Consider the following 22,249-nt stretch of genomic DNA (forward strand, 5'->3'; position numbering starts at 1 on the left):
GTAATACTATTTTATCTTTTTATTGTATTTTTAACTCAATAATCTACGTCTGCTTTCTCGCTGTGCGTTTTAAACAATTGTAAAGCGCTTTTTAATTGATAAATAGCATTAGTATGTTTTATCTTTGCTTATGGTACTATTTTATCAAAAATGTTGATATTATATTTATTAAGCCTATGCATTTGAACATCATTAAAGAAATTACACCTCTTACCAATGGCGATTGCTTCACCATTTTTGAGCGCAGGAAAAGGGATTTTGATTTCCCGTTACATTACCACGAAGAGATGGAGCTCAATTTTATTTCTAACGCCGCCGGAGCAAGAAGGGTAGTGGGTGATCACATAGAGGAAATAGAAGACGTTGAGTTGGTGCTCATCGGCTCTAACTTGCCGCATGTTTGGGAAACGCATAAGCTTAATGGAAAGGAAATTCATGAAGTGACTATTCAGTTTCATAAAGATCTGTTCGATGAGAAGTTTTTAAGGCGTAATCAGCTGCGTTTAGTAAGGGAAATGTTTGAAAAGGCCAAGTGCGGTATTTTGTTTTCCAGCGAAACGGCTAAACTGATTGGCCCTCGATTGGTTAAGCTCAACAAGCAACATGGTTTCGATTCGGTGTTAGAGCTCATGTCTATTTTGCATGATTTGTCTACGTCGCGGCAAATGCGTACCCTTTCCGATTCCACGTTTAGCCAAGCGGAGTTTTCGTATACAAGCCGCAGGGTTGAAAAAGTGATGGAATACATCAACCTAAATTTTGATAAGCAGGTTTCCTTGGCAGAAGTTGCCCGCATCGCTAACATGACGGAAGTTTCGTTCAGTAGGTTTTTTAAGAGCAGAACGGGGATCAGCTTCATCGACAGCTTAATAGAAATTCGCCTTGGGCATGCTTCCCGTAAGCTAATTGATACCAATGAAACGGTGTCGGAAGTAGCTTACAACTGCGGTTTCAATAACATCTCTAATTTCAATAGGATTTTTAAAAAGAAAAAAGGTTGTACTCCGAAAGAATTCAGGGAGAATCTTTCTGGTCATCGTGTATTTGTCTAAATCAACCAAAACATCAAATGAAAAAAATATTGCTTCTAATTTTAGTGTCAAGTGTGGCATTATCTTGCTTTGCCAAAGAAAAACAATTTTTTAAGGCCAATCATCCTTTTATCCAATATACAGGTAGGGTTGATTATTCTAATCCTTTAAAACCTAAGTTTTGGGCTTCAGGGGCTTATGTTGAAATTAAATTTAAGGGCAATTACTGCGCCATGAAAATCAACGATGAAATGCTGTGGGGAAATATATTGAACTATTTGGAAATCAAAATTGATGATCAACCTGCATACAGGATTAGGCTTACCGGCAAGGAAAATGAAGTGGTGCTAGGTAAAAATCTATCTGATGGAGTTCACCGGGTGATGATTTGCAAGAACTCGGAAGCGGAAAATGGCTACTTAGAAATGGTGGGTTTCAGCTGTGCCGAATTACTTAAACCAGACCCAAAGCCGGTGAGAAAAATGGAGTTCATCGGTGATTCCATTACCTGTGGTGCTGGCAGCGATGAAAGTGAGGTGAAGTGTGGTGCGTCAGGTTCTTCTTGGCATGATCAGCATAATGCTTATTTCGCCTATGGCCCCACAACCGCACGTAGCTTAAATGCACAGTGGCATTTAACGTCTGTATCGGGAATTGGATTAATGCACAGCTGCTGCGAAAAAAAGATTGTAATGCCACAGGTTTTCGCTAAAACCAACTTTGCGAAAGATACTATTGACTGGGATTTTAAACGCTACCAGCCTGATGTGGTAACAGTTTGTTTGGGCCAAAATGATGGCGTTCAGGATTCTATTAAATTTACTGATGCTTATGTGAAATTTGCGAAACAACTGCGTGTGTACTATCCTAAAGCGAAGTTGGTTTTATTGAGCAGCCCAATGGCTAACGCAAAATTGAAAAGCGTGTTGGTTAATTACATTGGTGCGGTAGTCAATCGGCTTAAAGCTCAAGGAGATAAGAATATTGGTAGTTATTTCTTTACCCAGCAAGCACGTAGTGGCTGCGGAAGTCACCCTTCGTTGGCAGAACATCAGCAAATTGCAGCTGAGCTAACCACTTATTTAAGTGAGGAAATGAACTGGAGGTAAAGTTTTGCAGTGCTTTTATGGGTAAGTATTAGGTCAAAAAATAGCAAACAACTTGGTATATACGCGGTTTAAATATTAGCTTTGAAATAACTGATTTAAGCGTATGGAGCAATTATCCGAGGACAGTCGAGCGTCAACCAAGAAAATACTGCCAATCATTTTGGCTACTGCCATTTTCATGCAAATGCTGGACTCCACTGTGCTTAACACTTCGCTGCCAACCATTGCCAGAGATTTAAATGAGTCGCCGCTGAACATGCAAAATGCAATTATCAGTTATGTACTTACATTGGCGCTTTTTATGCCTGTAAGTGGGTTTTTGGCTGATAAGTTTGGGACAAAGAAGATTTTCATCTTTGCTCAGGTCTTGTTCATCGTGGGATCTTTGTTTTGTTCGCTTTCGCATAATTTAACGGAGTTGGTAATTGCAAGGATGCTGCAAGGTGTCGGCGGCAGCTTGCTTACACCAGTTGGTAAGTTGGCCTTAATTAAAACTTTTCCGAAAAACGAGCTGCTCAAGGCAATGAATTTTGCCATTGTGCCCGCCTTAATTGGTCCGGTTTTAGGGCCTTTGGTTGGTGGTTACATGGTAGATTATTTGTCGTGGCACTGGATTTTCTTGATTAATATTCCAATTGGTGCGTTGGGTATTTTGCTAAGTTTAAAGTACATGCCCGATTTTAAATCAACCATTATTGATTTTGACTTAAAGGGATTTCTGATTTTCGCTGCGGCGTCACTTTTACTGTCAATCGCTTTAGAGCTGTTCGGTAATACAGTGCACATTAGTCCGGTGTTGCTCACGCTCATGCTGGGGTTTTTGATGATGTATTTTTACTATCGACATGCCGCAAAAGATAACAACCCAATTTTTCCGCTAAACCTGTTTCAGGTGCGAACCTTCAGAGTGGGGATAGTAGGTAATTTAGCTACCAGACTAGGCATTAGCTCGGTACCGCTACTTTTGCCAATGATGATACAGATTGCCTATGGGCAGTCGGCTGTAATTTCTGGTTGGATTGTTGCACCAATGGCACTTACGGCAATGTTTGCAAAATCTGCCGTAATTAGGATATTAGATGTGTTTGGTTACCGCCGAACGCTGATGGTCAACACCTTTATGATTGGTATTCTCATCTGCTGTATGGCAATTCCAACTGTTAGTACTTCAATCTATTGGTACATGCCAATTATTGCTGCACTCGGTTTCTTCAATTCCATACAGTTTACCTCTATGAACTCCATTTCCATTGCCGATTTACGTCAATATCATACTTCTAGTGGTAACTCGCTGGCATCTGTTAACCAGCAGTTGGCTATTGGATTTGGCGTAGCTTTCGGTTTAATTGTGCTAAAGGTTTTTCAGGGCGATGTAAAGTTGATTCATAATGAAATACACAACGCTTTCCGTTATACTTTTTTGGTGATAGGAGGGTTAACAATACTTTCTGGTTTTGTTTTCAGGCGCTTGCATTTTAAAGATGGCGAAAATATGCGATCAGCTTAGCGTTTTTTATATCAGTTAAGTTTAATATTGAATGGCCGTAATTTCTAATAAGCCCATTTTTTAAGCGTTTTGTCATTCCGACGTTAGGAGGAATCTATACTTTGGCAATTATAGAAATAGATTCTTGAAATTTTTAAGAATGACAAAATGCAGATGATGCCTAATAACGGACAGCCAAAACTTAATAATTAGCACATTATTAATTAGCTCAAAAATAGCAAGTTGGTAAATGGGCAGAAGGATATTTAAATATTTTTCTTGTTTATTGGATTAAATCCTATATTTGCAGCTCGAAAAATTCGGCGGGGTAGCTCAGATGGTTAGAGCGCAGGATTCATAACCCTGAGGTCGGCAGTTCGATCCTGCTCCCCGCTACTAGGCAAAAGCTCACAGCAATGTGAGCTTTTTTTATTTGTAAAAAACGCCTTCTTTTGGTAAATGCAACACTTCAAATCCTCAGGCTATAAATAAAAAAATACTTATCTTTCAAAACTTTGCATTTATAAAAGAAATTACTTTTCTTTAGAAAAAATAGAAAGCCTAAACCAAAGCAAGGATGTCAGAAAAGAAGAAATTTACATTAGAATACGCAATAAGATCATCTCCACGTATACTATATAGTTTTATTAGTGAGCCAAATGGTTTGGCGCAATGGTTTGCTGATGATGTAATTTTCAGAGACCAAACTTATACCTTCACTTGGGATGATGAAGTGCAGAAAGCTAAGCTGATTAGCGCTAAAGAGAATAAGTTGGTAAAGTTTAAGTGGATTGATGACGAGCCTTATTGCTATACAGAAATGGAAATCATCCAGGATGAACTTACTAATGATGTAGCTTTAGCAATCACTGACTTTGCAACGGAAGACACTTTACAAGAGAGAAAGCAAATTTGGGATAATCAAATCGATTACCTTTTGGGTGTTTTAGGGGCGTAAAACTATTAGGGTTAACGCAAAATAAATCTTTCAAGCTAAGTTTAACTGTTTGAACATTTGCTGTCAAATTATACATTTAGCTTTCACATAAATTCTACTTTTAATTGGCTTTGCCTATCTTTGCATAATTGAAAAAGATTCATTTACTGCTGATAAAGGCGTTCATTAGGCCGTTTGCCGTCACATTTTTTATTGTGATGTTTATTCTATTGATGTTCTTCTTGTTCAAGTACGTCGATGATTTAATTGGTAAAGGTTTCGAATGGTATGTTATTGCCGAGTTGATGATGTATGCTTCGGCATCCAACGTAGCTATGGCCTTGCCGTTGGCTATCCTTTTATCATCCATCATGACATTTGGTAATCTCGGTGAAAACTACGAATTGGTTGCTATCAAGTCGGCAGGTGTATCACTTAGAAAAGCAATGCAGCCGCTATTTGTGCTTATTTTGGGCTTGGCGGTCGCATCCTTCTTTTTTTCCGATTACATGTTGCCCAAAGCTAACCTAAAATATGGATCGTTGCTTTACGATGTGCGTAATAAAAAACTTTCTTTTCTAATTCAGCCCGGGGTTTTTAACAATAGCATTCCTAACTATTCAATGCGTGTAGAGCGTAAAGGCGAAGGTGCAATTGATTCGCTTTATGGTATTATGATTTACGACCATAATGCTGGAAATGGGGTGCCTCAAATCATCATGGCCGAAAAAGGGAAGATGTCAAAAACTTCTGATGGCAATTACATGGTGCTGAATTTGGTGAATGGTGTACGCTATCAGGAATCTGCATCTAATAATGGCTCCTACAACCCGCGTCAGTCGTTTACTCGTATGCGCTTTAAACAAACTGAAGTAAAGTTTGATTTTAGTAGTTTTAAAAATATGGCTCGCACCAATGAGCAAAATTTTAAAAATAATGCCCCCATGCTAAATCGTAAGGAGCTGTTGCATCGTGAGGATTCCTTGGTAAAGAACTTAGACAGTTTAGGGAAAGCGCTTAAAACCAATGCACAATACTACTTTAAGCAAAACAACTACGTTAAAGGATATACTAAAACAAAAACGCCCGCCAAAGATATTAAAGGCAACATCATCAATTATATCCCCAAGGCGCAAAGATTCCAGTCGATGCAAATTGCTTTTGATCAGGTTGATGCTCTGAAGCAAACCATTAGGGCGCAGCTCACAGATTACGATTTTAAATCAAAAGAAGTGCTAAGGGCCCAAATTGAATATCAACGTAAATACACGCTTGCCGTATCCTGCTTACTTTTGTTTTTCATTGGAGCGCCTCTAGGTGCCATTATACGTAAAGGTGGTTTAGGGCTTCCTGTGGTTATTGCGGTAATTTTCTTCTTATTCTACCACATTATTTCTACCGTTGCCGAAAAATCTGCCAAGGAAGGTTCGCTTGATCCGGTGGCTGGAATTTGGATGGCTGTTATTGTACTTACACCAGTCGGAATCTTTCTTACCTACAAGGCTACTGTTGATTCGGCGTTGTTTGATATCGACTACTATAAACAGTTAATCGTTGGGCTTTTTAAACGTAAAAAGGTCGCAAATAACGAGCAAAAGTAGTGTCGCAACTGCTATAATACGCCACTTAGAAACTTACTTCTTAATGATAATTAGCTATAACATTTGATGATAAAGGTTGTACCTTTGCATTGAAAATAATGAAGCGAATAAATCGCATTTAAGTTGTTTTTTGCCAAAATGGAGATTAAATTAAATACCATAGAAGAAGCGCTAGCCGATGTGAGGGCAGGCAAAATTATCATAGTAGTAGATGACGAGGATAGGGAAAACGAGGGCGATTTTTTAACTGCGGCTCGTAATGTTACTCCTGAAATCATCAATTTCATGTCTAAATACGGACGAGGCTTAATTTGTGCTCCGTTAATTGAAGAACTTTGTGATAAGCTTGAGCTGAATTTGATGGTACAAAACAATACTGTATTACATCAAACTCCTTTTACCGTTTCTGTTGATTTAATTGGCCAGGGTTGTACTACTGGAATTTCCGCTCATGATAGAGCAAAAACTGTACAGGCGTTAATTAACCCTGCTACTAAGCCTGAAGATTTAGGTAGACCTGGACATATTTTTCCATTACGTGCTCGTAAAGAGGGTGTGCTGCGCCGTACCGGTCACACAGAGGCAACCATTGATATTGCCAGATTAGCTGGTTTTGAGCCTGCCGGTGTGCTGGTTGAAATCATGAACGAAGACGGCACCATGGCCCGCTTACCTGATTTAATGCTGATTGCTAAGCAGCACGATTTGAAAATCATTTCTATTAAGGATTTGATTAGCTATCGTTTGGCGGTTGAGAGTTCGATTAAAGAAGAAGTAACGGTTAATTTGCCCACCCAATGGGGAGATTTTAAAATGACCGCCTATACGCAAATGAGCAATGGTGCTACACATTTAGCATTATCAAAAGGTGAATGGACTGAGGATGAACCGGTATTAACTCGTATTCATAGTTCATGCGTAACAGGTGATATTTTTGGTTCTTGCCGTTGCGATTGCGGACCTCAATTACATAAAGCCATGGAGATGATAGAGAAAGAAGGAAAAGGCTTGATTGTATACATGAACCAAGAGGGAAGGGGTATAGGTTTAGTGAATAAGTTACATGCTTATAACTTACAGGATGCAGGTTTAGATACCGTAGAGGCTAATATTCAGTTGGGCTTTAAAGGCGACGAAAGAGACTATGGTGTAGGTGCGCAAATTTTAAGAGCTAAAGGCATTACTAAAATGAAATTGATGTCTAACAATCCTACAAAAAGAGCGGGCATAGTTGGATATGGTTTAGAGGTTGTTGAAAATATCCCGATTGAGATTGCGAGCAACAAACATAATGAGTCTTACTTGATCACTAAGCGTGATAAAATGGGACATCAAATCTTAAAAGGTTAGTCCTTTATTTTAGAGCTGTCTCAGAAGTTAGCCTTACAATTGATGTATAGGTATCTTTCGAGACAGCTTTTTGTTGCCTATCCTATTCTGCTATTACTTAAATGCTTCGGAAGTGTTACGTAAAATGTAGATTACCGTCTTTGTGTCTTCTTGCTCTCGTTAATGATAGCTTCCTTAGTAACACGCTGTTTTTCCCGCTCTGCTTCTTTTTTCTTTTGCTCCTTGCGGTACTTGCCCGATATCTTTTGAAGTAATTCGGTAAACGTATCGAACTGTTGGTTGTAAATTAGCCCTAATGAAGTGATATTTTGATATGGATTGATCCCTGGGTTGGCAAATATACTTTGTATGGTAGGAGGTTTATTGGCTATCTTACCAACTAGGCTACCATCTTTTTTAATTAAGCCCAAAATTTCAACTTCCCTTCCAATTTCATTCCTGAAACCGATAGTATTGTCAATTGAGCTTTTGCTAATATCAGTAATCCCTGCATTAACAATAATCCTATCATTAAAGAATTTGAACGAAGCACTTGCTTCGTTGAACGAACGGATGTTGATATCAACGAAGTTGAGGTTTAAACTGGATAACACATTGTTCAGCTGGTTGAAAATTAAATCTGTGGCTGTACCTGTACCAACGGAGCCTAACTGCTGGCTCAAGTTCTCAGATCCAGTTCCCGGTGCAAATCTTCTTTGGATAATCAAACTTAAAGCCTGTGTATTAAGGTTGTTTCCATCGTTGAAATACGACTGTAACTCGTCCTTGATTGCAGGGTTAGCCGGGAAAAAGATATCCAACTTGATGTCTGGCTTCATCAATAGGCCAGTTAAGCCCATCTCTACTTCTGTTTGTGCAGTTTGGTTTGCATTACTACTGGCATCGCGGTTGGCAGCCCTATACAAATCGCCCAGCGCCGCACGTAGGGTGTAAATTGCTTTTAGGTTGATTTGAGCATTCACAGGATTTCCAGTCCAACGGATGGTTCCACCTTGTCTAATGTCAAAACGTTTATTGATTACTTCCCTGGCGGTAAAGTCAAAAACACCACTTTCAATGATGTAATCGCCTTTCATCTCAAAATCACCAACCTTGCTAATATTAAGTTCCAAATCTGCATTTCCGGTGCCGCTGAGTTTACCTAAAACGGTGTAAATGTTTACCGTTGTGTTAGGATCAACCGATAGCTTGAAATTCATGCTCAATCCTTGGAAGCTGTTTATCTTTTTAACCACTTTAGTGGTATCCTTACTTACAAAAGTGATAAAATCTTTATCCGTTACCGTTTCCGAGCTATTTAACGGCAAATTAAATATCGTTCCCTTTTCCGTTTTTGCATCAATATCAATAAACATGTCATTGGTTGGGCCTTTAAAAATGAATTTGCCTGTTCCATAAGCTTTACCAAAATAAATGGCGTTATCCTTTGAGGTGGTATTTAGGGCCATTAACCCTTTAGCGTCAAGTTGCACTTGTATGTTTGGGTTATTGATATCCTTTAGGTCAACAGTTCCGTTAGCTGTGCCGCTATGACCTTCCAAATCTTTCAACACCAGATTGGTAAGTACAATTGCACTATTATCTACCTTTACTTCATCATCAATAACATAAGTTGTTTTGAGGTAATTAACCGTTAGTTGTGCTTGATCTAATGTGATATCTCCATTAATTAGAGGCTGGTCAAACTTTCCTTTTACAGTCAAATCTGCTGATACTTTACCTTTCAAGTTTGATACAATTTTGTTCAGAAAAGGCGTAAGAATAGCCAATTCGCTTTGATCAAGATTTACCTTTAAATCGATTTCTTTTTGACCTACATCCAAGTTTCCCGTAATGTTAAACGTCTCTCTGTCTAGCGCTGTGATTTTGGTGTGTACATTAGCTAATTTGCTAGTGCTGTTAAATGAGGAGGTGTCGACCAAACTTCCAATGTAAGTGCCGTTAAAACCAAGCGAATCTATCCTTAAACTGTCGGATATTTTTGGAGATTTCAGTACGCCATTGATTTTTGTTTTGCCATTGGCCGTTCCCGCAAATTTGATCCCCAAGTTTTTAACAAACGGATTAATTGTTTTGAGCTTAAAGTTCTCTAAAGCAACTAAAATCACATCAGCAGGGTCATCGGAAATCACGCCGTCAATTTTGAGTTCTTGTTGGCCATTGCTCAGTGAAAAATTATCAATTTTGGTTTTACCTTTATTAAATCCAATTTGAACCTTATCCTCTATCGTCCAATCTTCAAAATTGATTTTAAGGTTGGAGGGTAAAATACTGATCTTGGCCGTATCGGGTAAAAACTCTACCAAGCCGTTTAAATCTAACTGATTGGCATCATCTGCATTGGATAATTTCACGTTAAGCGATAAACTATCGTTGCGTAAAATATTCGAAATATTGACGTTTTTAATGTATAAGCTGTCGTTTAAATCGACCCTGTCAGATGATATAATGGCAGTAAGCTGCTTTGGCGAAGTACTCTCATCGATGATGATGTTATTGGCTATGACACCTTTGTATTTGAGTCGTTTGACAATACCTCCGAGCGTCGCCGTGTTATTTCTGGAGTCAAAAGAACCCACTAATAACGATTGATCATCAATTTCCAAGCCGGGAGAAATGAGTTCGGCAATAGGTTCAAAATCTTTAATCTTAAGCCTAAAATCAAAAACCTGCGTTTTAAATTTAACGATATCCGTTTTAAGCGATGGAATGTAAGTTTTTCCGATCGTTTTAAAATAAGATACAATGGTGCTCAAATCATATTGTCCCTTAATGCCAGCTTCTAAAATATCAGAATTTACCGTCAAACTCCTGTCCATGCCAATACCCCTAGCATTCAATAAAACCGAGTCTACTTTGTAAACACCCCTTAAATTGTTGATGGTAATTTGTTGCAACAGTAAGCTTCCTTGCAGGTTGTCTAAATTAGTTCCCGAAAAATTAGTGCTAAAAATGGCATCTACTTTTAAAGAATCTTTGTAGAGTTTTAAGGTTTTTAAACGGGCATTTCTAATGTTTGCTCTAAAGTTGAAGACGGGCAACTTAGGATTTAAGTTAACACCACCATCAAAATCTAACTGGACGTTTTTATCGTTAATTTTTAAACTTCCGTCGAAGAATTTCTTGTCAAAAGTTCCATTGATATTGATATTTCTATAGCGGTAACCTTTAAAATCCAAGTAGCTGATCTGCCCTTTCAATTCTTCAGTAAGCTCTTTTACTTCAGTTCCTTTTCCTTTAATGTTAAGTTCGGAGGTGATGCGGCCCAGCAGCTTTTCGTTAAGTAAATCGCCGATGTTAAAGTCATAGGTTTTTACATTCCCACTGTACGATGGTGTACCCTTTTTGTCAATTTTCATGTTGACATCCGAGCGTAGCCTACCAAGCTTGGTTTTAAACTCTCCGTATGCAATAAAATCATTTTGAAAGCCAGTGAAATAGCCGTTGAAATTGATGTTGCCAAACTTATTTACAATTTCAGGGATCGATTTTACTTTTTTACCAGTAAGGTCGGTCAATATTTCATCTAAATCTTTTTTATTGGTACCGGCCAACTCTATTTTCATATCCATAAAAGTTTCTTCCCAGTTGGGTAAACCTTTCATTGAAAAATCGCCTTTGATATAAGTTGCTCTGCCAGCCTTTATTGATAGTTTTTTAGCTCTTAAATCATTCACCAAACCATTAATTTGACCATCAATATCAATATCCAGCTTCATTTTTTGCAAAGCTGGCGCAAAAAAGGCAACATCGCTTGATGATAAATGGCTATTCTTGAAATTGGCCTTCATCCGTACCTTGTTCTCATAATCTTTGAAATCCCTAAATGTTTTGAATTTCATTTGATAGTAGTCGGTAAGGCGGGTTCTATTGGTAATCAGTAACAGTTTTTTTAGTTCGATGGCGTTAGAATCAACCGTAGCGAGCGCTGTTAAATTTTTGAGGTAAAAACCACTTTTCTCCTTTAACGTCAAATTTTTGATGTTCGCTTGAATGAAGTGGTCTTTCGTGTTTAAACCTTCGAAAATGCCATTCATTTCTTTAACATCAATGTCCTCAAAATTTACGGCATTAGGACTTGGTCGGTTATATTTTAAGTTTTTGTACTTGAAATGTAGGTTGTTGATGATAATCCTGTCAAATAAAAACTCAAACTTCTTTTTTTTCTTTTTGGGTTTTGGGGAAGGACTGTCAAAATAATCGATAATGAAATCTAAATTAGAGTTTCCATCTTTTTGATCTTTTAAAAAGAAAGTTCCGTTATTAATTTGAACGGTGTTAACGTCAAGTATGCGCTGTTTAAGCGAAAACTGATTGATATCAACTAAAAACTTCGGAAAGTGCGCTAATGTATCCTTTTCCAAGTCTAACACCAGTAAATCTTCAAGCACAACCGATTTAAAAGGAACAACATAAAGGCCACCAACACGTACAGTTGTTTTTAATTCTTTTGAAAGATAAGCTGCTGCTTTTTGTGCTACGTAGGTTTGTACGGGTTTAAATTGTAGTGAAAATAGTACGCCCGCAATCAATAAAATAATTGAAGCGATAATCCAAAGAAGTATTTTTAATAGTTTTTTAATAATTTTGTAGCTTAAAATATCTTTTCCGTGCCTATCATATTAGCTATAGAATCATCCTGCGACGAAACTTCGGTTGCCATTTGTGATAACGGCAAAATTACTGCCAATGTTATTGCAAACCAAACAATTCATGAAAATTATGGAGGTGTAATTCCTGAACTTGCTTCAAGGGTTCACCAGCAGAATATTGTGCCCGCTGTACAACAGGCTTTAGCCATTGCCGGAGTGGATAAAAAGCAGCTTGAAGGTGTGGCGTTTACGCAAGGTCCGGGATTGTTGGGTTCTTTGTTAGTAGGGGTTTCTTTTGCCAAATCTTTTGCTTTGGCACTCGATCTTCCACTGATTTCTGTAAACCACATGCAGGCGCATATTTTGGCCCATTTCATCGATGATCCGCATCCAAAATTTCCATTTCTGTGTCTTACCGTTTCAGGTGGGCATACGCAAATTGTGCTGGTGAAAGATTATTTTGATATGGAAATTGTTGGTGAAACATTAGACGATGCCGCCGGCGAAGCATTTGATAAAACCGCAAAGATTTTAAACCTGCCATATCCTGGCGGCCCACTGATTGATAAATACGCTAAAGAAGGTAATCCGCATGCTTACCAGTTTCCAGAACCACAAATACAAGGTTTAAACTACAGTTTTAGCGGCTTTAAAACAGCGATATTATATTTCATTAGAGATAACCAAAAGAATAACCCCAATTTTGTAGAAGAGCATTTGGCCGATATCTGTGCATCGGTGCAGTATAGCATTGTTAATATTCTTTTAAACAAGTTAAAGAAAGCAGCAAAGCAATACAACTGTAAGCAAATTGCCATAGCTGGAGGAGTTTCCGCCAATTCTGGATTAAGAAATGCCTTACTGGCACAGCAAGAAATTTTGGGTTGGGAGGTGTTTATTCCTAAATTTGAATATTGTACTGATAACGCTGCCATGATTGCGATAGCCGGTTATCATAAGTTCCTAAATAAGCAATTTGTAGGGCAGGAGGTAGCGCCAATGGCTCGTATGATTTTTTAATATTGATGATATGCAAACAAGCAGTTTTATATTTTTTGGTTTATTAGCTATTCCGTTAATTGCCTTTTTATTTTGGGTGATTAAAAAAGATAAGAAAAAGAATTACCTAGGTTTGGCTTTGCTTTTGGTAGGTGCCATTATAGCTGCTTACACTATCGTACGCTTAGATTCTTCTTTTGTTAAAGAGAAAATCCCAACAGCGCCAAAGGCTTCAAGTTTTAGATAGACGGCTTTTTTTCATAACTTACCTCTTCCTAAATATTATTTTACCTATGAATAAGTTTAAGAAGAACGAGTATTTGGCTATTGCAAAAATTATAGCCTACGCTGATGTTTTTAGCTATCCCCTTTTAGAAAAAGAGATAAGGGAGCGATGTCAAGACTTAGATTCAATCAATTTGCCTAATATTTTAGCGGCAATGGTCGACAAAAAGTTGATTCACAAGATTGATGATTTTTACCTTCTAAATTTTAAAAAAGAACTAGTTGACAGAAGAAAAATAGGAAATCAGTCTGCAAAGGATTGGCTGCCTGTAGCCAAATCTAATGGTTACAAACTGGTTAAATTTCCTTTCATAAAAGGTGTTTTTCTTTCAGGTTCCATATCTAAAGATTATATGGATGTGGACTGTGATGTTGACTATTTCATTGTTGCCAAGCATAAGCGTATATGGTTAGCCCACGCATCACTCTTTTTATATCGTAAGATATTTTTTAATACTAATCCTCAACTATTATGTATGAACTACTTTGTTGATGAAAAGTATCTGGAAATCCCTTATAAAAATTACTATACTGCATTTGAATGTGTTTCGGTAAAACCACTATTTAGTAAAGCTATGTACCATCACTTTTTAGATGCTAACGATTGGGCTAGGACGTATTTTCCACTTTATCCTTTGCAAAACCAACAAGTTGAAGAAGTACCCAATCACTTTATTAAAAAAATTATCGAAGCAACCTTTAATAATTTTTTGGGAGATATATTAGAGAATTTGATCTTCAAATTTCAACGATGGCGGATAAAAAGGCTTTATTCGAGTGCGATGTTTGCTGAATCAAGTCAGAATATTAATTTAACCAAGCACTCTATTAAAATACACACTGGAAATTACTTTAAAAAAGTTACTACTTTATTAGAAGAGAAAATGCAGCGATTTAATGAAAAATTGGAAGCAGTCTATTCAGAAATTTGATTCTACTTCAAAACGTTATGGCTAGAATACTGCTTACCCACTCATATTTTTATCAACTTGACCCTAAGCAATGGCAGTTCAAACAGCCGTATCCACCTTACAATACGCTGTTGGCGGCCGCATATCTTAGAGATAAGAATTTTGAAGTAATACTTTTTGATTGTAATCTATCAACCAATCCAGGAGAAATTATATGCTACTTGGAGAAAGAAAAGCCCGATTTTGTAGTTTTTTACGATGATAGTTTTAACTATCTGAGTAAAATGTGTCTCACCAATATGAGAGACGCCTGTTTCGAAATGATTAAGCTTAGTAAGCAATTTGGTGCAAAAGTGTTGGTAAGTAGTAGCGATGCAACCGATCATCCTGAAAAATACTTGGCACAGGGAGCTGACGTAGTGATGCTTGGCGAAGCAGAAAATACATTGTTAAAGCTAGTTTCTCAACCCCAAGAAAATTGGCAAGGTATAGATGGTATTGCTTACTTAAAAGATGGAATCTTAGAAAGAAGCCTAAAAAAAAGTGTTCAAACCGACTTGGAGCAATTTCCCATGCCTGCTTGGGATTTGTTAGACATAGCTAAATATCAAAAAGTTTGGCAAATAAACCATGGCTTTGTTTCATTAAATGTTGCCACAACAAGGGGATGTCCTTTTAAGTGCAACTGGTGCGCTAAACCAATTTATGGCAATAGGTACAACAGCAGGCGGCCAAATGATGTGGTTATTGAACTCAAGTATTTGATGGAGAGATTTAATGCAAGTCATTTTTGGATTTGCGACGATATTTTTGGCTTGAAACCTAGTTGGGTTAAAGAATTTAGCCTCCTTTTAAAAGAAAATGCACTTAAACCAAAGCTGAAAATACAAAGCAGGGCAGATTTGCTACTTAAAGATGAAACTATTAAAGAGTTAGTAGCTGCCGGCTTGGATGAGGTTTGGATGGGTGCTGAAAGTGGAAGCCAAAAAATCCTTGATGCAATGGATAAGGGTACAACGGTTGAGCAAATTTATGAAGCTTCAAGATTGCTCAAAGAAAATGGTGTTAAAGTTTGCTTGTTCATTCAATATGGTTACCTAGATGAAAACGCTGAGGATATCAAATCTACCCTTAAAATGATTGCGCAGATTATGCCTCATGACATTGGAATATCGGTATCTTATCCCCTGCCTGGTACTGGTTTTTACGAAAAAGTAAAGCAACAGCTTCAGGAAAAACAGAATTGGTTGCATTCCAATGATTTGGAAATGATGTACCAAGGCACCTACTCGAAGGAGTTCTACAGGATGCTTTATAGTTATACTCATGCCTATTTTAGGAGCCTTAAACTTAAGGATCGATTAAGGAATAGAATGAAATTCTCAGTGCGTATTAAAACTATACTCTCGCTATTCCGACAAATTATTGTTAAAAATAGGCTATTCCGAAAAATGAAATTATACCAGTTAACGTGAAAAATAAGAAACTTTTTGTCCTAGGGGTATATTTTTTGATTTTTGGATATTTTGCCTTATTCAAATCAATAAAAGCGCCTATATCTGATTTTGGAAATAGCTATTACCCCGCGTTAGCTTCACAAAGTTACCATGATGAGGCCTTATTTTTCCTGTATGATTTGGACAAGTATAACCACTATGTAAATCAAATTGAAAAAACGGATAATGTTGTACTAGACTTTTATCTAAACACGCCTTTTACTTGTACCTTTTTTTATCCATTTACGCTGATAGAGAACGCCCTTAAAGCTAAGCTGTTATTTAACTGTTTCAGTTACCTAATTTTTGTGTTCGCCGTGCTGCTTTTTTTTAAGACTTATTTACCTGATAGTAATCTTCTCCTAATTCTTCTAATTCCCTTAATTTTTTTGACGCCTCTTATAAATCATATTAATACAGGTCAATCTTATTTTGTGTGTTTTGCCTTTTTGTTGATTGGTTATCATCTTATTAATGGTAAATGGTGGCTGTTGGGCTGTTTATTGCTTGCATTGGCAGTATTGATTAAGATTTTTCCGCTACTGCTATTAACTCCCCTCATTATCAGTAAACGCTATAAACAAACGTTATTTACGCTATCATTTGTACTGGTTTTAGTTTTTATCTCAGTGCTGCATTTAGGGTTCAACTTTTGGCACTTTTACTTAACCGATGTTTTATTGGCTTCGGTTAAATATCAGACCGCTGTAGACTGGCATTTTTCTGGGCAATCTATGGAGGTTTTTTTAAAGAACTTATTCGTTAAAGACAATAATTATAATCCACTGGGGCTTTTTAATGACCCTTTGGTTTATGCTGTTTTGTTATTTGCTTTCAAGACACTTGTAGCGTCAATTATTGTAGCCTTCATTTATCAAAATCGAGAAAATGAGTTGGCTATTTTAGCGTCGCTTACTATCGGTTATTTTGTGCTACAAAACCGAACGGCGTCTTATGCTCAAGTTTTTTGGGTTATTCCAATGGTATTTCTGCTTAGTTTGCAAATTTCAAAGGCACAAAAGCTGTTTTTTCTATGCTTACTTACTTTGATGGTCAACTGGCCTTATTGGCGTTTTGAAAAAGCAAACGAATTTTTTGCATATGGACGAATGTGGGCATGCTTGGGGTTGTTTATTTTCGTTTTTTTCTTTGCTTTTCGAAAGATGTTTCGCTTAAGGCCCGCCTATCTTTTGGTTGGGATTGCTTTTTTGCCTCAACTGGTAAACGCTAAAAAACACTCGCCCAATTATACCTATGTGTGGCCAAATCATAAAAATTTTGTAACCTACAATTACATTGTTAAACGTGGTGAGCTTACCGTTTTTGCTTTAGGAATTAATGGGGTTAACAGTGCATCTAGAAAATTTCCTATAACCGAAATTGACACGAATGCATGTGAAGTTATCGACAACCAAATTTTTTTACATCATAAACCAACAGGTATACGGTCATCTTTAATCAAAAAGCCAATACTAATTAACAAAAATGAAATCTGGTACCTATCCGATCGAAATGGCCGGTTCGGATGGTTGACTTTACAAAAAGTATCGACCCAAAAATTATAGCAATATGAAAAAGGTAATTTGCTTCTTGGCCGTTTTAATAACCTTTGTTGCTGCCTTTCAATTGTTCCGACAAAAGGAAGGTGTCGAAAATGAATCATATACGATTAACCTTCGTCACAACAAGTCTTACCATGACGAGACAGACGAGCTTATTTACAAAGGGTTACTGTGGTCGTTTTCGCAAGTTGGAGCAACTCTACCCAAAAAAACAACAGCACGCGGAATTGAAAAAGTTACCGATACACTTTGGAGAATTGATGTGTCTAAGTTAGGTTTTCGGCCAGTGGTGTTGGAAAAGTGGCGAAGAATAATAGCTGCTGCTAAAAATACTCAAGAGTATCATCTCTATGGTTCGATAATGTTGAATAGATTCGTCATTTGTTCCATTTATGCTAGTAATCATTACTACGAAATGGTTCAAGCACCCAAAACCTACAGTGAGTTTTTGCATCCTAGCGTTAACGCATCTAGTAAAGCCGAATATGCTGTCGAAATTTCATCTGTGTCCAAAGGAGAACGATTAATAAGAATGGATACCACAGTTGAGGCTATAACAGCTCAACAATTTATTGCAGTAGAAGGATCGGGGCATTTTAGCCAAGGGAATTTTAAGGAAGAACTGTTTGAGCTGATTGATATGATGCCAAATGGACAGCTACGTTACTTAATTTACAGCCATAATGGTCGGTTGGTAAATGCCTCGCCAAATTCTTACGGTGACGCAGGTAAGCCCGCCAAATGTATGTGGTGTCACGAATCCTATCTACTGGATAACTTTATGAGTACCCCCAATATCAAAGGTTACCTGAACTATGAACAATTTGTATCACTAAATAAACGCAATAATGATAAGTTGATCAAGTATCGCAAACAACTATCAACTGAAATTAACTATGAGAATAAAAAAGATCATGAACTGGCAGAAATCATGTATATCAGTTACATGGAACCATCTGCAGAAACCTTAGCTTTTGAGTGGCATTTAAGCATTGAGGAAATAAGACGGCATTTGGCTAAATTACGCACACATCAACATCATGAATTTCCGTTTTTAGGACAACTCTATGATAGGCATGAGGTAGATAAATTAGCACCACATAAAAGTGTGCCTATTCCAAAATCAATTAGAGAACCTAATGATGATGAACCAAATTTACTTGGAGCTAACTAAATATTTTTTCTTTCCTTACGCCCCATCTATGCATTAGGTAAGTGAAGGTTATTCGCAATATGCCTATTCCATAAACTAAGCTGTTTTTAAAAGAAATGGATGAGGCCTCCTTAAAATATTTTATTGGGCATGATACCTCTCCAATGTGAAACTTCTTGTTTATTAATTGAAGTAAAATTTGATTGTCGAAGATGAAATTATCGCTGTTCTTTTCAAAAGGAATTGCTTCCAGGCAACTGCTTTTATATGCTCTTAAACCTGTGTGGTATTCGCTTAATTTAGTGTTGAGCATCAAATTTTGAAATGCGGTGAGTATCCTATTAGAAACATATTTGTAGCGAGGCATTTTACCAACGATTGTCCTGTTGCCAATAATACGCGAACCAAGTACAACATCGTATACATCGTAAGCAATCATACTTACCATCGCTGGAATTAATCTGGGATCATATTGGTAATCACCATGTAACATTAAAATGATATCTGCCTTTAAAGCAAGTGCCATCTGATAGCATTTCTTTTGATTCCCTCCATAACCCACATTTTTATCAAGTTTAATACAGTTTTTAATCAATAAGTTATCTTTCGCAATTTCAAAGGTTGCATCATTGCTGAAATCATCTACCAATATGATTTCGTCTACGAAGCCAGGAGGAATGGTATGGTAGGTGTCTTCTATTGTTTTTGCGGCGTTATAGGCCGGAATAACTACAATAATTTTTTTCCGTTTAACATATTGTAAATTTACTTTCTACTTCGACTATGACAAAACAATTTGACTTCACAGCTTCCTACTACGACCAAGAATTCACAAACACTAAAATTGGTATAGCACAACGAAATATAGTTCTTAAATTCTTAGATAAAAATCTACAGGGATTAAAAAACGTAGATATTTTTGAATTGAATTGCGGAACCGGGGAAGATGCGCAGTGGTTTGGTGAAAAAAAGCAAGTGAATAGCATCCTAGCAACCGACATCTCTGAGAAGATGGTAGAGGTGGCAGAACAAAAAAATAAAACTAATTTAAAGGCAAGTTTTAGGTTAGAAGACGCCTCTAATTTGTCTCCAATCGTTTTGGAAAAACGGTTTGACATTATCCATTCTAACTTCGGTGGACTGAATTGCTTAGATCGGTTTGAAATCGAATCTCTGCTTCAGCAGCTATCGTTAATGCTAAAGCCAAATGGCTGTATTTACTTGGTATTAATGCCTACAGTTTGTATTTGGGAATCCTTTTATTTTTGTTTAAAACTGAATTGGAAAAATGTATTCCGACGCTACACTAAGGACTCAGTAAACGCCCAACTAAATGCGGATAATTTCGTGAAAACTTGGTATTATTCTCCAAAAACCCTCAAGCGTCTTTTGCCTCCATCGTTAAAAATTACTAACTTTCAAACAGTTGGGTTTTTTATATGGCCATCTTATTTAAATGCATGGGCAACAAAGTGCCCTGCGCTTTTTAATTTGCTTGTTAAACTAGAAAATTTAGTTAAAGGGCTCAGCTTTTTGTGTTTTTTTAGTGATCATTATATGGTTAAAATCACTAGCTCTGGAAAAAATTAAGCGCTTAAATTTATGGTGGTTCTAACACATGGATATTTTATTGATGAAGATGCTGCCGAGCAGCAGATCATGAAGCCATACCCGCCGTTGGGGATTCTTTACCTTTCTTCTTTTTTAGAGGAACAAGGTATAGCTAACGAAGTTTTTGATAGTACGTTCTCAAGTTTTAACGAATTGAGCAACTACCTGATTTCGAATAGCCCATTGGTGCTAGGGATATACGTAAACTTGGTTACCAAATTGAATGTCGTAAAACTATTAAGGTTTGTTAATACACATCAGGCGCTAAAGAAAGTGAAAGTAGTTTTAGGCGGACCGGATGTAAGGTACAATAAGGAAGCGTATTTGAAGCTGGGTGCTAATTATATTGTACTGGGAGAAGGTGAAGAAACATTTGGTGAATTGGTAGCAGCAATTATCCGCCAAGATAAAGTTGATCATATACCCGGCATTTCTTTTTTAGACAAGGGCAAGGTATTTACTAATCCAGAACGTCCACTCAACAAGGAGCTTGACAAACTTCCTTTTCCAAATAGGAAAAAGATTGATTTAGCTAAGTATTTGGCTACTTGGAAGCAGTATCATGGCTATAGCTCAATCACCATTAGCACCATGCGGGGTTGCCCATACACTTGTAAATGGTGCAGCAGGGGAGTTTATGGTAAAAGCTATCGAAGGCGCACTCCTGCTAATGTAGTGGAAGAGTTGGAATATATTGCTCAACAATACAATCCTGATAACATTTGGTTTGTAGATGATGTATTTACCATAAGTCATAAGTGGCTTGTAGAATTCGCTACAATAGTGAAAGAGAAAAACCTCAATATTAAATACGAATGTATCACACGAGCTGATAGGATGAATGATGAGGTGATCAAATTGCTTAAGCAAAGCGGTTGCTATAGGGTTTGGATTGGCGCAGAAAGTGGTAGTCAAAACATTATTGATTTGATGGACAGGCGTGTAGATGTAGATTTAGTACAGCAGATGATAAGAGCAGCAAAACAAAATGACATAGAGGCAGGAACATTTATCATGTTGGGCTATCCCGAGGAAACAGAACAAGATATTAAGCAAACATTAAAACACCTAAAAAAGGCTAATCCAACGTTTTATACAATTACCATTACTTATCCAATTAGAGGTACCGAACTATTTCAGCAAGTGGAGGCTTCAAGTAATGTAGCTGACCTCGATTTTGCTACTACAACGGACAGGCAAATTGCATTTAAACAGACATTTAGCAAAAAATATTACCAGTACGCAATTCAGTGGATCAATAGTGAAATGACTTTTCTTCAGCGAAAAGAACGTGACTTGGCTTGGCACGATAGTTTAAAGGCGAAGCTAAAATCAGTTAAAGCTCGAATAGGCATGTATCTAGAAAAAAGGAAATTAGTGGCATGAGAAAAATAATTCAGCAACTTAATAAGCCTTTAAGTAGGTATGTTTTGCAGCCATTGTATCATTGGTACGGATCATCTTCGCGTAGGGCTAAATTAAAAGGTATGGATTTAGTGGTTTCACCAGGGGTTTTTCATCCTGTTTTTTTCTTCAGCACTAAGATTTTGTTGAACTGGTTAGATCGCAACGAGGTGAAAGACAGAAGCCTACTTGAAATAGGAAGTGGGAGCGGGGCGGTAGCCATTTATGCCGCAAAAAAAAAGGCCTCAGTAACTGCAGTTGACATTAACCCTGCGGCATGTGCATGTACAAAATCAAATGCTGAACGCAATGGACAACGTTTAAGTGTATATCAGTCGGATTTATTAGATATGGTACCACAAATGCAATTTGACATCATTTTAATAAACCCACCATATTTTCCAAAAACACCTCAAAACTATGCTGAGCAGGCGTGGTATTGTGGTGAAGATTTCAGTTTTTTTGAACGTTTATTTCGTGAAATAAGTGCTTACATGCAATCTTATGCCAAAATAATTTTGGTGCTAAGCGAGCATTGTGAGATACGTCAGATACGAGAAATAGCCGAAAAAAATCAGCTAATTTGGAACCAAATAGAACGGCACGATCGTATAATTGAGCAAAATTATCTGTTTGAAATTAATAAATATAGTTTCGCTTCCAGTGATGGCTAAAAATAGCGTTAAAAAAGCAATAAAGATGGTAATGATGCTTGCAAAGAA

Annotated in this window: 17 protein-coding genes and 1 tRNA gene; 16 read left to right on the forward strand and 2 right to left on the reverse strand. The window is 37.2% G+C overall.

The features are described from left to right. Positions 1 to 113: 113 nt before the first annotated feature. The 7 genes from DUT68_RS13220 (at position 114) to DUT68_RS13250 (ending at position 7,514) form a co-directional block, all read left to right on the forward strand. The gene (locus DUT68_RS13220; protein ID WP_237088338.1) at positions 114 to 1,052 is read left to right on the forward strand and encodes an AraC family transcriptional regulator; all 939 of its coding nucleotides are present in this window, start codon (positions 114 to 116) and stop codon (positions 1,050 to 1,052) included. A 17-nt stretch (positions 1,053 to 1,069) separates the two neighbouring features. Next, complete coding sequence (locus DUT68_RS13225) at positions 1,070 to 2,140, forward strand: SGNH/GDSL hydrolase family protein (protein ID WP_113638687.1); 1,071 nt, start codon at positions 1,070 to 1,072, stop codon at positions 2,138 to 2,140. Positions 2,141 to 2,243: 103 nt separating this feature from the next. Then, a complete protein-coding gene (locus DUT68_RS13230; protein ID WP_113638688.1) occupies positions 2,244 to 3,647 on the forward strand; it encodes an MFS transporter in 1,404 nt (467 codons plus the stop codon). 301 nt (positions 3,648 to 3,948) lie between these two features. Further along, positions 3,949 to 4,022: transfer RNA gene (locus DUT68_RS13235), tRNA-Met, on the forward strand. Positions 4,023 to 4,203: 181 nt separating this feature from the next. Then, positions 4,204 to 4,584 (forward strand): START-like domain-containing protein, encoded by a 381-nt coding sequence (locus DUT68_RS13240; RefSeq protein WP_113638689.1) that lies wholly within the window; start codon positions 4,204 to 4,206, stop codon positions 4,582 to 4,584. 128 nt (positions 4,585 to 4,712) lie between these two features. After that, entirely contained in the window at positions 4,713 to 6,164 is a 1,452-nt protein-coding gene (locus DUT68_RS13245) for an LptF/LptG family permease (RefSeq protein WP_113638690.1), read from the forward strand. 138 nt (positions 6,165 to 6,302) lie between these two features. Further along, positions 6,303 to 7,514: a bifunctional 3,4-dihydroxy-2-butanone-4-phosphate synthase/GTP cyclohydrolase II gene (locus DUT68_RS13250; RefSeq protein ID WP_113638691.1), complete on the forward strand. Its 1,212-nt coding sequence runs from the start codon at positions 6,303 to 6,305 to the stop codon at positions 7,512 to 7,514. 131 nt (positions 7,515 to 7,645) lie between these two features. Here DUT68_RS13250 and DUT68_RS13255 read toward each other — a convergent pair whose 3' ends face one another. Beyond that, positions 7,646 to 12,046, reverse strand: coding sequence for a translocation/assembly module TamB domain-containing protein (locus DUT68_RS13255; RefSeq protein ID WP_237088339.1), 4,401 nt, complete (start codon positions 12,044 to 12,046; stop codon positions 7,646 to 7,648). Positions 12,047 to 12,124: 78 nt separating this feature from the next. Here DUT68_RS13255 and tsaD point away from each other — a divergent pair, with 78 nt between their 5' ends. The 6 genes from tsaD to DUT68_RS13285 are packed head-to-tail and all read left to right on the forward strand — an operon-like array spanning position 12,125 to position 18,533. Beyond that, positions 12,125 to 13,126 (forward strand): tRNA (adenosine(37)-N6)-threonylcarbamoyltransferase complex transferase subunit TsaD, encoded by a 1,002-nt coding sequence (gene tsaD / locus DUT68_RS13260; RefSeq protein ID WP_113638693.1) that lies wholly within the window; start codon positions 12,125 to 12,127, stop codon positions 13,124 to 13,126. Between the two features lie 10 nt (positions 13,127 to 13,136). Next, on the forward strand, positions 13,137 to 13,352 hold the full coding sequence (locus DUT68_RS13265; RefSeq protein WP_113638694.1) for a hypothetical protein: 216 nt from the start codon (positions 13,137 to 13,139) through the stop codon (positions 13,350 to 13,352). A gap of 46 nt (positions 13,353 to 13,398) precedes the next feature. Further along, positions 13,399 to 14,322, forward strand: coding sequence for a hypothetical protein (locus tag DUT68_RS13270; protein WP_113638695.1), 924 nt, complete (start codon positions 13,399 to 13,401; stop codon positions 14,320 to 14,322). 17 nt (positions 14,323 to 14,339) lie between these two features. Then, positions 14,340 to 15,776 carry a B12-binding domain-containing radical SAM protein gene (locus DUT68_RS13275; RefSeq protein ID WP_113638696.1) on the forward strand — a complete coding sequence of 479 codons (1,437 nt, stop codon included), beginning with the start codon at positions 14,340 to 14,342 and terminating at the stop codon, positions 15,774 to 15,776. Next, positions 15,773 to 17,362, forward strand: a complete 1,590-nt coding sequence (locus DUT68_RS13280) for a glycosyltransferase 87 family protein (protein ID WP_157960867.1) — start codon at positions 15,773 to 15,775, stop codon at positions 17,360 to 17,362. The genes DUT68_RS13275 and DUT68_RS13280 overlap by 4 nt, the downstream gene beginning before the upstream one ends. A 4-nt stretch (positions 17,363 to 17,366) precedes the next feature. Then, positions 17,367 to 18,533, forward strand: coding sequence for a hypothetical protein (locus DUT68_RS13285; RefSeq protein WP_113638698.1), 1,167 nt, complete (start codon positions 17,367 to 17,369; stop codon positions 18,531 to 18,533). Here the strand turns inward: DUT68_RS13285 and DUT68_RS13290 are convergent. Beyond that, positions 18,526 to 19,251 carry a glycosyltransferase family 2 protein gene (locus DUT68_RS13290; RefSeq protein ID WP_113638699.1) on the reverse strand — a complete coding sequence of 242 codons (726 nt, stop codon included), beginning with the start codon at positions 19,249 to 19,251 and terminating at the stop codon, positions 18,526 to 18,528. The two genes, DUT68_RS13285 and DUT68_RS13290, sit on opposite strands and share 8 nt — an antisense overlap. Before the next feature lie 44 nt (positions 19,252 to 19,295). Between DUT68_RS13290 and DUT68_RS13295 the strand changes: the two genes are divergently transcribed. The 3 genes from DUT68_RS13295 to DUT68_RS13305 are packed head-to-tail and all read left to right on the forward strand — an operon-like array spanning position 19,296 to position 22,201. Beyond that, complete coding sequence (locus DUT68_RS13295; RefSeq protein ID WP_113638700.1) at positions 19,296 to 20,102, forward strand: methyltransferase domain-containing protein; 807 nt, start codon at positions 19,296 to 19,298, stop codon at positions 20,100 to 20,102. 12 nt (positions 20,103 to 20,114) lie between these two features. Next, positions 20,115 to 21,509, forward strand: coding sequence for a B12-binding domain-containing radical SAM protein (locus DUT68_RS13300; protein ID WP_113638701.1), 1,395 nt, complete (start codon positions 20,115 to 20,117; stop codon positions 21,507 to 21,509). Then, the gene (locus tag DUT68_RS13305; RefSeq protein WP_113638702.1) at positions 21,506 to 22,201 is read left to right on the forward strand and encodes a HemK2/MTQ2 family protein methyltransferase; all 696 of its coding nucleotides are present in this window, start codon (positions 21,506 to 21,508) and stop codon (positions 22,199 to 22,201) included. The genes DUT68_RS13300 and DUT68_RS13305 overlap by 4 nt, the downstream gene beginning before the upstream one ends. The last annotated feature ends 48 nt before the right edge of the window (positions 22,202 to 22,249 follow it).

The sequence above is a fragment of the Pedobacter zeaxanthinifaciens genome (assembly GCF_003313335.1).
GTDB lineage: Bacteria > Bacteroidota > Bacteroidia > Sphingobacteriales > Sphingobacteriaceae > Pedobacter > Pedobacter zeaxanthinifaciens.